General features: G+C 68.9%; 13 protein-coding genes. 7 read left to right on the forward strand and 6 right to left on the reverse strand.

What is annotated here, in order from left to right:
* Positions 1-15 precede the first annotated feature (15 nt).
* Both BO996_RS13585 and BO996_RS13590 read right to left on the reverse strand, forming a co-directional pair.
* Entirely contained in the window at positions 16-402 is a 387-nt protein-coding gene (locus BO996_RS13585; protein ID WP_071955008.1) for a DUF3703 domain-containing protein, read from the reverse strand.
* The gene (locus tag BO996_RS13590) at positions 399-2,609 is read right to left on the reverse strand and encodes a heavy metal translocating P-type ATPase (RefSeq protein ID WP_071955009.1); all 2,211 of its coding nucleotides are present in this window, start codon (positions 2,607-2,609) and stop codon (positions 399-401) included. The genes BO996_RS13585 and BO996_RS13590 overlap by 4 nt, the downstream gene beginning before the upstream one ends.
* 39 nt (positions 2,610-2,648) lie before the next feature.
* On the opposite strand from BO996_RS13590, the gene BO996_RS13595 reads away from it, so the two are divergent.
* The 4 genes from BO996_RS13595 (at position 2,649) to BO996_RS13610 (ending at position 5,760) form a co-directional block, all read left to right on the forward strand.
* Positions 2,649-3,113 carry a Cd(II)/Pb(II)-responsive transcriptional regulator gene (locus BO996_RS13595; protein WP_013803089.1) on the forward strand — a complete coding sequence of 155 codons (465 nt, stop codon included), beginning with the start codon at positions 2,649-2,651 and terminating at the stop codon, positions 3,111-3,113.
* Positions 3,114-3,185: 72 nt separating this feature from the next.
* Positions 3,186-3,989: an MlaE family ABC transporter permease gene (locus tag BO996_RS13600; protein WP_012204765.1), complete on the forward strand. Its 804-nt coding sequence runs from the start codon at positions 3,186-3,188 to the stop codon at positions 3,987-3,989.
* Positions 3,990-4,054: 65 nt separating this feature from the next.
* Entirely contained in the window at positions 4,055-5,047 is a 993-nt protein-coding gene (locus BO996_RS13605) for an MlaD family protein (protein ID WP_013803088.1), read from the forward strand.
* Complete coding sequence (locus BO996_RS13610) at positions 5,044-5,760, forward strand: hypothetical protein (RefSeq protein ID WP_071955010.1); 717 nt, start codon at positions 5,044-5,046, stop codon at positions 5,758-5,760. Before BO996_RS13605 ends, BO996_RS13610 begins: the two co-directional genes overlap by 4 nt.
* A 59-nt stretch (positions 5,761-5,819) precedes the next feature.
* On the opposite strand, the gene BO996_RS29445 is transcribed toward BO996_RS13610, so the two are convergent.
* Both BO996_RS29445 and BO996_RS13615 read right to left on the reverse strand, forming a co-directional pair.
* Entirely contained in the window at positions 5,820-5,984 is a 165-nt protein-coding gene (locus BO996_RS29445; protein WP_013803086.1) for a hypothetical protein, read from the reverse strand.
* A gap of 235 nt (positions 5,985-6,219) precedes the next feature.
* Positions 6,220-7,248 carry a porin gene (locus tag BO996_RS13615; protein WP_013803085.1) on the reverse strand — a complete coding sequence of 343 codons (1,029 nt, stop codon included), beginning with the start codon at positions 7,246-7,248 and terminating at the stop codon, positions 6,220-6,222.
* A 529-nt stretch (positions 7,249-7,777) separates the two neighbouring features.
* Between BO996_RS13615 and BO996_RS13620 the strand changes: the two genes are divergently transcribed.
* A complete protein-coding gene (locus BO996_RS13620; RefSeq protein WP_034392075.1) occupies positions 7,778-8,416 on the forward strand; it encodes a LuxR C-terminal-related transcriptional regulator in 639 nt (212 codons plus the stop codon).
* A gap of 24 nt (positions 8,417-8,440) precedes the next feature.
* Here BO996_RS13620 and BO996_RS13625 read toward each other — a convergent pair whose 3' ends face one another.
* Entirely contained in the window at positions 8,441-11,092 is a 2,652-nt protein-coding gene (locus BO996_RS13625) for a hybrid sensor histidine kinase/response regulator (protein ID WP_071955011.1), read from the reverse strand.
* A gap of 223 nt (positions 11,093-11,315) precedes the next feature.
* On the opposite strand from BO996_RS13625, the gene BO996_RS13630 reads away from it, so the two are divergent.
* Both BO996_RS13630 and BO996_RS13635 read left to right on the forward strand, forming a co-directional pair.
* Positions 11,316-12,662: a dicarboxylate/amino acid:cation symporter gene (locus BO996_RS13630; protein WP_071955012.1), complete on the forward strand. Its 1,347-nt coding sequence runs from the start codon at positions 11,316-11,318 to the stop codon at positions 12,660-12,662.
* A 161-nt stretch (positions 12,663-12,823) separates the two neighbouring features.
* Positions 12,824-13,798, forward strand: coding sequence for a DUF4434 domain-containing protein (locus tag BO996_RS13635; RefSeq protein ID WP_071955013.1), 975 nt, complete (start codon positions 12,824-12,826; stop codon positions 13,796-13,798).
* A gap of 17 nt (positions 13,799-13,815) precedes the next feature.
* Here BO996_RS13635 and BO996_RS13640 read toward each other — a convergent pair whose 3' ends face one another.
* Complete coding sequence (locus BO996_RS13640) at positions 13,816-14,961, reverse strand: acyl-CoA dehydrogenase family protein (protein WP_034392081.1); 1,146 nt, start codon at positions 14,959-14,961, stop codon at positions 13,816-13,818.
* Positions 14,962-14,983 lie beyond the last annotated feature (22 nt).

Below are 14,983 nucleotides of genomic sequence, written 5' to 3' on the forward strand. Positions count from 1 at the left end.
GTGCTGCGAAGTTCCTCAGGTGCGGGCCCTTCGCCCGGTCGGGCGGCGCGTGGCGCGCAGGGCCTCGGCGATCAGGGCCGATACGGCGGGCGGCATGTCCATGGGCAGGGTGGCCGGCACCGTGGCGCGGCCGGTGTTGCCGCGCGGCAGCCGGTCCAGCAGGTGGCCTGCAGGCACCAGGGCCAGGCGCAGCAACTGGCCTGCCACCTCCCCGCCATCGCGCAGCTGCAGCGCATGGCGCAGCATCCAGCAGTGGGATCGCCAGTGCAGGCCCAGCAGCTGCTGGCCCAGCACATGGCTGGCCTCCAGCAGCAGCCAGCGCTGTGCGGGCGCCTGGTCCTGGCTTGAACGGAAGCTGTGCAGCAGATGGGTGAAGGCGGCGCGGCGCTGGGCGTCGGTCATGCCGCCTCCCTGTCGCTGCCCCAGCGGCGCAGCCGCAGGCCGTTGGCGACCACCAGCAGGCTCACACCCATGTCCGCCAGCACGGCCAGCCACATGCTGGCGTTGCCGGCCAGTGCCAGTGCGAAGAACACCAGCTTGACGCCCAACGATAGGGCGATGTTCTGCCAGAGCACGGCGTGGGCGCTGCGCGACAGCTCCACCACTTCGGGCAGGCGGCGCAGGTCGTCGTTCATCAGCACCACGTCGGCGGTTTCCATGGCCATGCCCGTGCTGTGCATGCCGCCCATGGCAAAGCCGATGTCGGCCTGGGCCAGTGCCGGTGCGTCGTTGATGCCGTCGCCCGTCATGGCGGTGGGGCCGCGTGTGCGTTGCAGCTCGGCCAGTGCGTCGAGCTTGTCCTGGGGCAGCAGGCCGCCGCGCGCATCCTGGATGCCGGCTTCGGCAGCGATGGAGCGCACGGTGACCGTGTTGTCGCCGCTGAGCACCACGGGCTGTACGCCCAGGGCCTGCAGGCGTGCCACGGCCTCGCGGGCCTGGGGCCGCAGCGGGTCGGCCACGGCGAACAGGGCCCGCACGCCGCTGCTGTCGGCCAGCAGGGTCACGGTGCGGCCCTGGGCCTCATGGGTGACCAGGCTGGCACGCAGCGCGGCGCTGTCCCAGCCTTGCTCCTGCACCCAGCGCAGGTTGGCCAGGGTCCAGAGCTGGCCGTCGATCTCGGCCTGCACGCCACGGCCGGGCAGGGCCAGCAGCTTGCTGACCGAGGCCCGTGCGGCCACGGCGGCCACGCCGGCATCGGCCTGGAGGCCGGAAGCAATGGCGCGCGAGACCGGGTGGTCCGAGCGGCCGGCCAGGGCCAGGGCATATGCGGCGGGCTGGCTGGAGTCCTGGGACGCGTCTTCTTCGCTCCAGGATTTCCATTCGACGAGCTTGGGGCTGCCCGTGGTCAGCGTGCCGGTCTTGTCCAGGGCAATGGCGCGCAGCTTGCGGGCCGATTCCAGCGCCTGGCCGCCCTTGATCAGCAGGCCGCGGCGTGCAGCCGCCGTGAGTGCGCTGACCACGGTGACGGGAGTGGACAGCACCAGGGCGCAGGGGCAGGAGATGACCAGCAGGGCCAGGGCCTGGTAGGCCGCGTCATGCCAGCTCCAGTCCATGACCAGCGGTGCCAGCACCGCCAGCGCAATGGCCAGCACCAGCACGATGGGCGTGTAGACGGCAGCAAAGCGGTCGACAAAGCGCTGGGTGGGCGCCTTGGAGGCCTGGGCCTGCTCCACGGCATGGACGATGCGCGCAATCAGGCTGTCATTGGCCGCCGAGGTGACGCGCATCTGCAGCTCGCCATCCTGGTTGATGCTGCCGGCGTAGAGCTCGTCGCCCGGAGCCTTGTCGGCCAGGGCACTTTCTCCGGTGATGGGCGCCTGGTTGACCGAGCTTTGGCCTCGCAGGACCACGCCGTCAAGCGGCACGCGCGCGCCGGGGGCCACGCGCACGGTGGCGTCCAGCGCCACGTCGGCGGCGGCCACGCGCTGCACGCTGCCATCGGGCTGGAGCACGTCGGCCGTCTCGGGCGCCATCTGCAGCAAGCTGCGGATGGCATTGCGCGCCCGGTCCATGGCTTGGTCCTCGATGCGCTCTGCCGCGGCGTACAGGGCCATGACCATGGCGGCCTCGGGCCACTGGCCGATGGCGAAGGCACCCGTGACGGCAATGGCCATCAGCGCGTGGATGCCCAGCTTCAGGCGCAGCACGTCGCGGATGCCGGCCTTGTAGACGCCCAGGCCCGACAGGGCAATGGCCAGCACGGCCACGGCCATGCCGCCGTATTGCAGGGCCGGCACGCCGCCCTGGGAGCCGCTGAACCAGTGGGCGGCTTCGGCCAGCACGGCTGCAATCAGCGCGGCCGTGATGCGCGGCCAGCCGGGCAGCACGCTGTGGTCGTGGCCGGCATGGGGATCGCTCTCGTCGTGACCGTGGTCATGGTCATGGTCGTGGTCATGGGCGTGATCGTGATCGTGGCCATGGCCCTCGCCATGCGCATGCGAGTGGCCTTGGGCCTTCTTGCGGGCCGGCGTGGGCTGGGTGATGGTGAAGGGCGCGCAGCAATCGGTGCCGCAGGCGGAAGACGGCGAAGTCGAGGCGGGCTTGGAAAGGGCTGGGGAGGCTTTCAGGGCCTCGTTGCCCTGAGGGCTTGGCAGGCGATTGGAGTTCATGCGAGCATTGGAAACGGTGAAGTCACTTCAAGGTCAAGCATGTCACAGCATGAATCTGCGCGCTGGCGCATCGGCGAGGCGGCCAAGCGTTCCGGCGTGGCCGCCGCCAACATCCGCTACTACGAGAAGGAAAGGCTGCTCAGTGCAGGCGTGCGCGAGGACAACCAGTACCGGCTGTACAGCGACAGCGATGTGCACCGGCTGCGCTTCATCCGCCTGTGCCGCGCCATGGACATGTCGCTGGACGAGGTCCGCACCCTGCTGGCGCTGGACGGCGCCAGCAAGGCCGACTGCGTGGCCGCCAACGAAACCCTGGATGCGCATCTGGGCCATGTGCGCGAGCGCCTGGCCGAGCTGCGCGCGCTGGAGCATGAGCTGATGCAGCTGCGCAGCCAGTGCGACGGGTCGGACAGCTACTGCCATCTGATCGAGGCCCTGCACGCCCAGGCCGACGAACCGCTGGCACCCGCCCTGGGCAGCTCCGGCGCTAAGCGCCATGTGTAGCGCCGTCCGCAGCTGCCTGTCTTGCGCCGGCGTCCGACGGACCGTCCCGGTACGGCTCGCTATCATCGCCCGATGAGCCTCAGCCACGCAGCCCTGTCCCTTCCCGACCGCATCTGGGCGGCGCTGCGCGACCATGCGCTGGCCTGGTGGCGCAGCGTCTACCTGGGCGCCGTGCTGCTGGTGTTGGCCATGTCCCCTTCCAGCTACCGGCGTGGTGCACGGCGTGCCATGGCGCACCAGATCTATGTGCAGACCGGGCCCATCCTGCTGGGTTTCACGGCGCTTGCGGCCCTGCTGTGCGCGGTGATCACGCGCATCGTCATCGTCACGGCGCTGAGCTATGGGCTGTCGCGCTATGCGCTGGAGATGGTGGTGCGTGTGCTGGTGATCGAGCTGATCCCGCTGACGGCCGCGCTGTTCGTGGCCATGCGCTGCACCATTCCCAACGGCACGCTGATTGCGCAGCTGCGCGCACGGGGCCAGCTCCAGGCCTGGCAGGAGCGCGGCTCCGATCCGCTGCGCATGGCCCTGGTGCCGCGCGCGGCCGGTGGCGTGTTTGCCTCGGTCACGCTGGCCGTGCTCAGCTGCGTGGTGGCCCTGGTTACCGTCTACCTGAGCGTCTATGGCTTCACGCTGGCGGGACTGCCCGGCTACACGCGCATCTTCGGCCAGATCTTCACGCCGGCCGTGACCCTGGTGTTCGTGCTCAAGACCTGGTTCTTCAGCCTCACCGTGGCCATCATGCCCATGGCCTCGGGCCTGTATGCGCCACTGCGGCGCCACCGGCTCGGCGGCGCGGCGCTGGGCGGCTTTGCGCGCATGTTTGCCGTGCTGCTGGTGATCGAGGTGATCTCGCTCATGGGCAACTATTACTGAGCACGCCCGCTGAACTCCACGAACCCCACATGCACGGCAAGGCCCGTGCCAGAACAAGGAATGCCATGACCGATACGCGGCGCACGCCGCCAGACCCCTGGGACGGCGAGGAAATCGAGGCCCTCAAGCCCGTGGCGCACCTGCGCGCCAAGGCGGCGGGCCTGCTGCTGTTCACGCTGGTGCTGATTCTTGGATCGGCCCTGTACCTGCTGTACTCGCGCGGCGTGTTCGACGCCACGCAGCGCCTGGTGCTCACGGCCGACGACTCCGAGGGCGTGAGCGTGGGCATGGACATGACCTTCTCGGGCTTTCCGATCGGGCGCGTGCGCCGCATCGAGCTGGCCGAGGACGGCAATGTGCGCATCCTCATCGACGTGCCGCGCAAGGACGCGCACTGGCTGCGCGAGTCCAGCGTCTTCACCCTGGTCAAGGGGCTGGTGGGCGGCACCACCATCAAGGCCTACAGCGGCATCCTCAGCGATCCGCCGCTGCCCGACGAGGCCGTGCGCCCCGTGCTGCGCGGCGATGCCACGGCCGAGCTGCCGCAGATCATGTCCACGGCCAAGGAAGTGCTGGGCAACATCGCCCAGCTCACCGCGCCGGACTCGGCCCTGGGCGGGTCGCTGACCGAGCTGCGCGGCCTGGCCGGCCGGGCCCAGGGGCCGGGCGGCGTGCTGGGCGTGGTCATGGGCAGCGAGCAGGAGGCGCGCAAGGTCACGGCCCTGCTGGACCGCGCCAATGCCACGCTGGCCCGCATGGAGCGCATGGTGGCGCGGGCCGACAGCCAGGTGTTCGACGCCGGCGGCGTCATGCCCGAGGTGCGTTCCACCGTGGTGCAGCTCAACGGCCTGCTGGCCGACACGCGCCGCACGCTGGGCAAGGTGGACGCCGTGCTGGCCGAGGCCCAGGCCGTGGGCTCCAATGCGCGCGAGGCCACGGCCGACCTGGGCGCCCTGCGCGCCGAGGTCGAGGGCAACCTGCGCCGCCTCGAAGGCGTACTGGCCGACCTGCAGCGCAAGTGGCCGTTTGCCCATCAACCGGAGTTGAAGCTGCCATGAGTGCTGCCGCAACCCTCCTGGCGCGCCATGCCGCCGCCGGCGCCGTGCTGACCCTGGTGCTGGCCGGCTGCAGCAGCCGCCCGCCCGCACCTGACTGGGCGCTGAATGCCGAATCGGCTTCGCAACGCGCATCCACCGCCTACCTGGAAGGCCGCCAGCGCGTGCAGGCCATGGAATGGGACAAGGCCCGCGCCGAGGTGGCCGCCACGGGCCGCACCGACCTGGCCGCGCGTCTGGAGCTGATGCGCTGCGCGGCCCAGGTGGCCAGTCTCGAATGGGATGACTGCCCCGGCTACCAGGCGCTGGCGCTTGACGCTGCGCCGGCGGAGGCAGCCTATGCGCGGTATCTGCAAGGCAAGCCCCGGCCCGAAGACATTGCGCTATTGCCAGAATTACAGCGCCCCGTGGCACAGGCGCTGCTGGGAGGGTCTGCGTCGGCGCTGGCCGCCGTGAGCGCCATCAAGGAGCCGCTGCCCCGGCTGGTGGCAGCCGGTGCGGCCTTGCGGGCGGGTGCGGCGCAGCCGCAACTACTGGAGCTGGGTGCCGAAACCGCCTCGGCCCAGGGCTGGCGCCGCGCGGTGATGGCCTGGCTGCTGCTGCAGGCCAGGGCCCATGATCAGGCGGGCGAGGTGGACAAGGCCCAGGCCGTCAGGCGCAGGCTGTCGCTGCTGGAGAAGACGGCCAGCGGTGGGGGCACATCGGCCGGCAAATGAAAACAGCGCCAGTCCGAAAGGGATGGCGCTGGGCAGGCATTTGCAGGCGTTTGCAGGGCTTACATCGACGACAGCAGGGCGCCCGGGTCTTTTTGCAGCAAGGTGTCTGCGGCCGGGGCGGCGCTGTCCAGCCAGAAGGTGGCAACGCTGGCGGCTACGGCAAGCACGACCGTGGCGGTGAAGGCGATGAAGGGATGACGTCCGAAGGGGCTGGGTCTGCGCATGGTGGACCTCCTGTCTGGCAGCGCAGGCAGAGCATTGGGCTGGGCCTGGACTCCATTGCACACCGGATTGCGCAGCGCGGCTGTCGGACAATCGCTTTCTCTCTTGACGTTTGTAAAAAAGTACTGAGAGAAAATTTCTATCGACTTTCAAGAGGCCGAAAAAAAAGCGAGGCAGAGCCTCGCTGAAAGTTCGGGACGTAAGTCCCTGGCCCGTGCTGGCAGGCCAGGCGTCGCCTTAGAAACGGTGGCGGATACCCGCGATCAGGCTGGTGCCCGACTTCAGGTCCGTGATGCGGTCGTGCATCAGCACGGTGTACACATCGGTGCGCTTGGACAGGTAGTGGTCGTAGCCCAGGCTGGCCGTGGTGCGCGTGGAGTCCACGGCGCCGATCTCGGCCTTGGTGCGGGCCAGGGCTGCCTTGATGGTGCCGGCGCTGGTCACGGGCACGTCCAGGCCCAGCGAGTAGGTGCTGTTCTTGCGGTCCAGATCCTTGACCTTGGCCTGGCCGTAGGTTGCGTACAGCTTGGCCACTTCGAAGTTGTAGGTGCCGCCCAGCATCCAGTCGGTCTTGGTGGGCATCACGGCCAGGCTCACGGGGTTGCTGATCTGGGCGCGCTCGTAGAAGGCCACCAGGCTCAGGGGGCCGCCGAAGTACATGGCGTTCACGCCGATGTTCTTCTTGCCGGAATCGCCGCCCTTTTCACCGAACTGGTAGTGGACGTTGGCCTGCAGGCCGCCGAACTTGGGCGTGGTGTAGACGACCTGATTGCTCCAGCCGGTGTCGGACGGCGTGGTCAGGTTGGCCGAGCCCCAGGCTGTCGTGCCCACGTTGGCGTGCAGCACCAGCGGGGAGATGGTGAAGGAGTCGCCGAAGGGGTTGGTCAGGATGGTGGGCAGGAAGTTGGGCGCCATGCCGCGGCCCAGGCGCACCGTGCCGAAGCCGCCGGACAGGCCGACGTTGGCATCGCGCGAGAAGTACGGGTCACCATCGAAACGGCCAGGGCTGCCAGTGTCCACACGCATGAAGGCCGTCAGCTGGAAATCGACCTTCAGGCCGCCGCCCAGGTCTTCCTGGCCCTTCATGCCCCACCAGGAGGTGGTCATGCCGCCCGAACCCACGACACCCTTGCCGCTGGCGTCGCCAGCCATGCGCATGGAGCCGGCATAGGCGTCCACCAGGCCAGTCAGCTGGACCGAGCTTTGGGCGTGTGCAGCGCCGGCGCAGGCCAGTGCAGCGGCCAGTGCGATGAAGGAACGTTTCATGTTGAGGAGTCTTTCATTGTTGGAGAGTGGAAACGGGTGGCCAGTGCTGTGACCGGGGCAGACGATGAACCAATCGCCCGGGCTGGGCTACGTGGCAAACCTGGGACAGTGGCGTTTTCGCATCAGGGGCGGGCTGGCGTCGGCACGTCTTTGCGGCCTGCGTGCAAGGCGGTCTTGACTGGCTAAGCCGCGTATTACAACGCATCCGAGCCATTGCGCCGGCCATAAAGTGGTGTCTTTGACACAGTTATGACGAAACTTAATTTGTGTTTTGCACTCTCGCGGCTTGAACACTGCCGTGCACTGGGATGGGGCCGGGGCACCAGGGCTGTGCAGCAGGTCGTTGCAAGAGGGCTCAAAGGTCAATTCAGGGCTCCTTGTTCGTCGGTTGGGCGGTGGATCTGTGCCTGTTGCCAGGCCTTTGGCTGCAACTGATTGCAAACAGCGTGCCAGCTTGCAACCCGGCCATGGACCAGGCATGGGCCCCATGAGCCGGGCATGTGCTTCCAGACGTGTCAGACTCGCGCCCATGTCCGAATCCACCCTGCTCGTTGCCGATGACCACCCGCTGTTCCGCGCCGCGGTGATCCATGTGCTGCGCGAGGCCCTGCCGCAGTTCGCCGTGCTGGAGGCCGCAAGCGCCGCCACGCTGGGCGCGGCGCTGCAGCAGCACCCCGAGATCGAGCTGGTGCTGCTGGACCTGGCCATGCCGGGGGCGCGCGGTTTCTCGGCGCTGCTGCATGTGCGCGGCGAGTACCCCGATGTTCCGGTGGTGGTGATTTCCTCCAACGATCATCCGCGCGTGATCCGCCGTGCGCAGCAGTTCGGTGCCGCGGGCTTCATTCCGAAGTCGGCGCCGGCCGAGGCCATAGGCACGGCCCTGCAGGAAGTGCTGGACGGCGGCAGCTGGTTCCCGCCCATGGCCGCCGAGCGCTCCGAGGCCGACGCCGCGCTGGCCGCGCGGCTGGCCCAGCTCACGCCCCAGCAGTTCCGCGTGCTGCTGTGCCTGGCCGATGGCCTGCTCAACAAACAGATCGCCCACGAGCTGGGGCTGGCCGAGAACACCGTCAAGGTGCATGTGACGGCCATTCTCAAGAAGCTGGAGTGCTACAGCCGCACGCAGGCGGCCGTGCTGGTCAAGAGCCTGGAGAACGACGGCACGGTCTGAACGCCAGGCCCTGCCGTGCCACGTCTATCGGTGGCGCAGCAGCATCTGGCTCATGAGCGCGCGCAGCGCGGGCGGGCGCACGGGCTTGGCCAGAAAGCCCCAGCCGCGCTCGGCCGCCTGGCGGCGCACCATGCCGTCGCGCTCGGCCGTGACCAGGATCACGGGCGGCGACTGGCCCCAGCGCTGGCACAGCTGCGCGTAGACATCGGGGCCGTGCAACTGGCCCAGGCGCACATCGAGCAGCACCAGCTGCGGCGCTTCGCCGGGCGCGGCCAGCGCCAGCGCCTCGGCCGGGCCACCGGCCAGCGGCACGTTGCAGCCCCAGCGCTGCAGCAGGGCGCGCATGGCGGTGCAGGACTGGGCATCGTCTTCCACGTACCAGGCGCTCATGCCCTGCAGCGGTGCGTCCTGGCCTGCCTCGCCGCAATGCGTGGCCGCGGCGATCTGCGGCACGGCTGCGGGATCGCCCAGCGGCACGCAGACCCAGAACACGCTGCCCCGGCCCAGGTGCGAGCGCAGGCCGATCTCGTGGCCCAGCAGGCGGCCCAGGCGCTCGACGATGGCCAGGCCCAGCCCGGCGCCACGGTCGTCGCCATGGCCTTCGTCCAGGCGGCGGAATTCCTCGAAGATCTCGTGCTGCAGGCTTTCGGGAATGCCCGGTCCCTGGTCGTGCACCTCGATGCGCAACTGCTGGCCCTGGCGCCGGCAGCCGATGACGATGCGGCCCTGGCGCGTATAGCGTATGGCGTTGGACAGGAAGTTCTGCAGGATGCGGCGCAGCAGCGCCTCGTCGCTGCGCACCACGCAGCGCGTGTCCACGGCGCTCAGGCGCAGGCCCCGGCTTTCGGCCAGGATGCCGAAGTTGTGGCGCATGACCTGCAGCAGCGGGCCCAGCGCGAAGTCGCGCACGCGCACCTCCAGCTGGCCCGATTCCATGCGCGAGATGTCCAGCAGGCTGCCCAGGATGGCGTCCTGCGCGGCCAGGGCGCCGTCGATGCTGTCGGCCACATGGCGGCCCGCGTCGTCATGCAGATGGCTGCGAAGCAGGGAGCTGAACATGCGCGCGGCGTTCAGTGGCTGCAGCAGGTCGTGCACGGCGGCGGCCACGAAGCGTGTCTTGTAGCGGTTGGCCTGCTCGGCCTCGCGCTTGGCTTCGGCCAGGTCGCGCGTGCGCTCGGCAATGCGCTGCTCCAGCGCATCGGCCAGCGAGCGCAGCTCGCGCGCGGCGTTCTTGTAGCTGGTGATGTCGGCGTAGCTGGTGACGAAGCCGCCATCGGGCAGCGGGTTGCCACGGATCTCCAGCACCGTGCCGTCGTCCTTGGTGCTTTCACGCAGGTGCGGGCTGCCGCTGCGCAGATGCTGCAGCCGCCGGTGGATGGCCTCCTCGATGGGGCCGGGCCCCAGCAGGCCGCGCCGGGCGTTGTAGCGGAACAGGTTCTCTATGGGCTGGCCCGTGCGCAGCAGCTCGGAGGGAAACCGGAACAGCTCCACGTAGCGCGAGTTCCAGGCCACCAGGTTGAGGTCGGCATCGATCACCACCACGCCCTGGGGCAGGTGCTCCAGGCTGCGGCTCAGGCCCGTGTCGGCCTGGCGCGCGGCCTGGACGATGCCGTCCTGGGCCGTGCGCAGCTCCTGGGCATGCTGGCGCAGCACGGTCTCCAGCTCCAGGCGGCTGCGCAGGCGCAGCGCGGCCAGCCGCCTGCGCTGGCGCACGAACAGCACCAGCAGGCCCAGGGCCAGCCAGCCGCCCGCAGCGGCCGCCGCTGCCCAGCGGCTGGCCACGGTGCTGGCCTGCGTGTCGTGCAGCAGGTGCAACTGCCAGTCGCTGCCGGGCAGGGGCAGGGTCTGCCACAGCGTGGTGCCGGGCAGGGCGGGCTCCTGCATCTGCACCAGGCGGCTGCCTTGCTCCAGGCCCTGGCGCACGCGGTAGCGCATGGGGTGCAGTTCCTGGTCGATGTACTGGCGCGTGGCGGCCAGGTCCGCCTCGTCGGCGGGGCTCAGGGGTGACAGCAGGCGGTAGCGCCAGTCGGGCTGGCTGGCCAGGAAGACTACGCCGTGCTCGTCCGAGGCCATGACCACGTCGGGCGTCTGCAGCCATTCGCGCTCCAGCTCCAGCAGCGCGATCTTGATCACCACCAGGCCCGCGACGGCGTTCTGTTCGTCCAGGATGGCCTGCGACAGGAAGTAGCCCGGCAGGCCCGTGGTCAGGCCGATGCCGTAGAAGCGCCCGCTGCCGCGCGACAGCGCCTGCTGCACATAGGGCCTGAAGCTGTAGTCCACGCCCACGTTGCTGCGCGTCTCGCGCCAGTTGCTGGCGGCCAGGGCCGTGCCGTGGCGGTCGATCAGGGTCAGCGTGGACGACTGGCTGGCGCCGTTGGCCTGCTCCAGCTTGCGGTTCAGGGCATCGACCTCGGCGGGAGACAGCGGGTGGGTGAGGGCGGCGCGCAGCTGCGCATCCAGCGCCAGCACCTCGGGCAGGGTGCGGTAGCGGTCTATGCGCTGGCCCAGGGCCTGGGCGTAGAGGCTGAGCTGGCGCTGCACGCTTTCGGCCTCGCCGCGCAGGGCGCGGTGGTAGACCAGCTCACCGGCCAACAGCATGCAGGCGAGCATGCCGCCGAACAGCAGCAGCAGGGTCCAGAAGGAACGGCGTGAAGGGCGTCGAACGGGTTGGGGCATGGTGGTCTGGACCCGATTGGGCGCCGGCTTGGTGCCTTCCAGGGGCGGGAAGGGGTTGGGGATTACCCTGATTCTGCGTCCATTCTCCCTGGGAGAGCGCCTGCGCCTAATACCAATAGGTTATCGGCGCCGGAGGATGCCAGCGGTACAACCTGCACCTTCCCGCAACTTGCCGCACCTCGGTGGTGCGTCAACCCCACAGAAATCCTGCCGGAGCCGCACCATGCATGCCGTCCCCACCCACGCCGCCAGCCCCGAGCGGCTGCCTTTCTACCGCCAGCTGTATTTCCAGGTGGTGGTCGCCATCGTGGCAGGCGTGCTGCTCGGCCACTTCGAGCCCCAGTACGCCGAGCAGTTCAAGCCGCTGGGCGATGCCTTCATCAAGCTGGTGAAGATGATCATCGCGCCGGTGATCTTCCTGACCATCGTCACCGGCATTGCGGGCATGACGCACCTGCGCACCGTGGGCCGCGTGTTCCTCAAGGCCATGGCCTACTTCCTGTTCTTCTCCACGCTGGCCCTGGTGGTCGGCATGGTGGTGGCGCACGTGGTGCAGCCCGGCGCGGGCATGAACATCAACCCGGCCGACCTGGACCAGGCCGCCGTCAAGGGCTATGTGGCCAAGTCGCACGAGCTGACGCTCACCGGCTTTGCCATGGACATCATCCCCAAGACGCTGGTCAGCCCCTTCGTGGGCGACAACATCCTGCAGGTGCTGTTCGTGGCCGTGCTGTTCGGCATCTCGCTGGCCATGGTCGGTGACGCGGGCAAGCCCGTGCTCAACTTCCTGGAGGCGCTGACGGCCCCCGTGTTCAAGCTGGTCGGCATCCTGATGAAGGCCGCGCCGCTGGGAGCCTTTGGCGCCATTGCCTTCACCATCGGCAAGTTCGGCCTGGGTTCGCTGGTGAACCTGGCCTGGCTGGTGGGCTCGTTCTACATCACCTCGCTGCTCTTCGTGGTCGTGGTGCTGGGCTTCGTGGCGCGGCTGTGCGGCTTCTCGGTGCTCAAGCTGGCGCGCTACCTGAAGGCGGAACTGCTGCTGGTGCTGGGCACCTCGTCCTCGGAATCGGCCCTGCCTTCGCTGATGCAGAAGATGGAGCGCGCCGGCTGCGGCAAGTCCGTCGTGGGCCTGGTCGTGCCCACGGGCTACTCCTTCAACCTGGACGGCACCAACATCTACATGACGCTGGCCGCACTGTTCATCGCCCAGGCCACCAACACCCACCTGACCCTGGGCCATGAGATCGCGCTGCTGCTGGTGGCCATGCTCAGCTCCAAGGGCGCTGCCGGCGTGACCGGCGCGGGCTTCATCACCCTGGCCGCCACGCTGGCCGTGGTGCCCGAAGTGCCCGTGGCCGGCATGGCCCTGATCCTTGGCGTGGACCGCTTCATGAGCGAGTGCCGCTCGCTGACCAACTTCATGGGCAATGCCGTAGCCACCGTGGTGGTATCGCGCTGGGAAAACGAGCTGGACTACAGCAAGCTCAACGCCGCCCTGGATGGGGCGCCCGCCATGGAGATGACCCCAGCAGGAGCTGCTGTGCCTGCCGCCGTCGGCAAGGTTTCCTGATCCATACCGGGGCGCACGCATGGTGCGCGGCCCCTGAAAGCGACAACCCTCAGCCCAGCCAGGTCAAGCCTGGCTGGGCTGCTGCTTTTTAAGGCGGCTGCCGCCCCGCTTGGCTGTATTCTTGGTGCTTCGCTTCACGCAGCCTTGCGGCCGTTCCCACCATGCATTTGTCCAGACGCGAATTCCTCGGCGCCGGCGCGGCCGCCGCCTGTGCCTCGCTGGTCGGTTGCGCGGCCTCGGCGCCCGTGTCGGGCAGTTTCCTGCAGCCGTGGCGAAGCCATCTGGAAATGCCGCGCGACCAATGGCGCCAGCGCCTGGCCGCCACCCAGGCGTTGGGCTGCCGGGAGCTGTTCGTGCAATGGAGCGGCCTGCTGGGCGATACCGAAGCGGACAGCTGGATGCTGGCCGACGCGCAGATCGCCGACCTGCTGGACATCTGCACCGAACTGGGCATGGGCGTGCACCTGGGCCTGCCCTATGACGAGCGCTGGTGGAAGCAGATCAGCCTTTCCAACGCCGCAGGCCCCGCGCCCTACCTGGCGCATATCGCCGAGCAGGGCGCCAGCCACATGTACACCAGCACCTGGCCGCGCCATGCGGCGTTTCGCGGCTGGTACATCCCCTACGAGCTGGAGCAATACCACTGGGCCGCGCCCGAGCGCGTCGAGCTGCTGGTGAGCGCACTGCAGCCACTGGCGCAGGCGGCAGCGGCCACGTCCGGCCAGGTGCCCGGCATCTCCACCTATTTCAGCCAGCTGCAGACGCTGGGCAGCCTGCCCACGCTGTGGAGCATCCTGCTGGACCGCGTGTCCCTGCGCCCCATGGTGCAGGACGGCGTGGGCGTGGCGGGACTGCGCAACTATGAGGCGCTGGCACCCCTGCAGCAGATGCTGCTGGAGCGCAGGGCGCCGTTCGACCTCATCGTGGAACTGTTCGAGCAACTGCCGCCCACGCGGCACGATGGCTCGGACTTCCAGGCGCGCACGGCCAGCTTCGAGCGCGTGCGCCGCCAGTGGGACGTGGCCCGCGACTACGGCGCCCAGCGCGTCGTCGCCTTCGCCATCGACCCCTGGGTGCTGAACGACACGCCGGAGGCCCGGCAACTGCTGCGCGAGTGGAAGGCCGCCGCTCGCTGAGCGCGGTGGCTGCCGGGTCAGAAGCGCTTGCCGATGATCTCTCTGAGGATTTCGCTGCTGCCCCCGAAGATCCGCAGTGCCCGTGCATCGGCCCAGGCGCGGCCAATGCCGTATTCGGCCATGTAGCCGTAGCCGCCGTGCAGTTGCAGCAGCTCGTCCAGCACCTGGCCCTGCAGCTCGGTGGCGTTGAGCTTGGCCATGGCGGCGGTGACGGAGTCCAGTGAGCCTTCCATGTGCTGGGTAAGGCAGTCGTCCAGGAAGACGCGCAGCATGGTGGTCTTGGCCAGGGCGTCGGCGAACTTGAAGCGGGTGTTCTGGTAGTCGAGCACGCGGCGCCCGAAGACCTTGCGGTTGCGCACGAACTCGGCCGCCTCGTCCAGCATGCCTTCGGTGGAGGCTGCCGCGCGCAGCGCGATCGCCAGCCGCTCCTGCGCCAGTTCCTGGGTCACATGCTCGAAGGCTGCGTTTTCGCGCCCCAGCAGGTGGTCGGCCGGCAGGTGTAGCTCGTCGAAGAACAGCTCGCAGGTGTCCTGGCTGTGCTGGCCTATCTTGCGCAGGGCGGGACCCTTGCCCAAACCCTTCATGCCTTCTTCCACCACGAACAGCGACAGGCCGCGCGCGCCCAGGTCGGGCTCGGTGCTGGCCAGCACCACCATCAGGCCGGCGTTGACGCCATTGGTGATGAAGGTTTTCTGGCCGTTGAGCACGTAGCCGCCGCCCTCACTCTCGCTCTTGCGGCGGGCGCGCGTGCGCACGGCCTTGAGGTCGCTGCCCGCGCCGGGCTCGGTCAGGGCGATGGCGCCGATCAGCTCGCCCGTGGCCATGCGCGGCAGCCAGCGGTCCTTCTGCACCTGCGTGCCGAAGTTCCAGAGATAGGGCGCCACCATGTCGGAATGGATGGAAAAGCCGATGCCCAGGCAGTTGGCGCGCGCCAGCGCCTCGATGACCACGGCCGCGTGGCCGAAGTCGCCGCCCTGGCCGTAGGGCGGGGGCAGGTCGCAGTTCAGCAGGCCGCTGTCACCGGCCTTGCGCCACAGGGCGCGCGGCGTGATGCCCTCGGCCTCCCAGTCATTGATGTGGGGCAGGATCTCGGTGGCCACGAATCGGTCCACCTGTTCCTTGAACAGCAGGTGGTCTTCACGCAATACGGAGCGGGTGCGCATGTCTGTGTCGGTCTCCTTGGGT

Origin of the sequence: Delftia sp. HK171, assembly GCF_001886655.1 — a bacterium.
Lineage (GTDB): Bacteria > Pseudomonadota > Gammaproteobacteria > Burkholderiales > Burkholderiaceae_C > Comamonas > Comamonas acidovorans.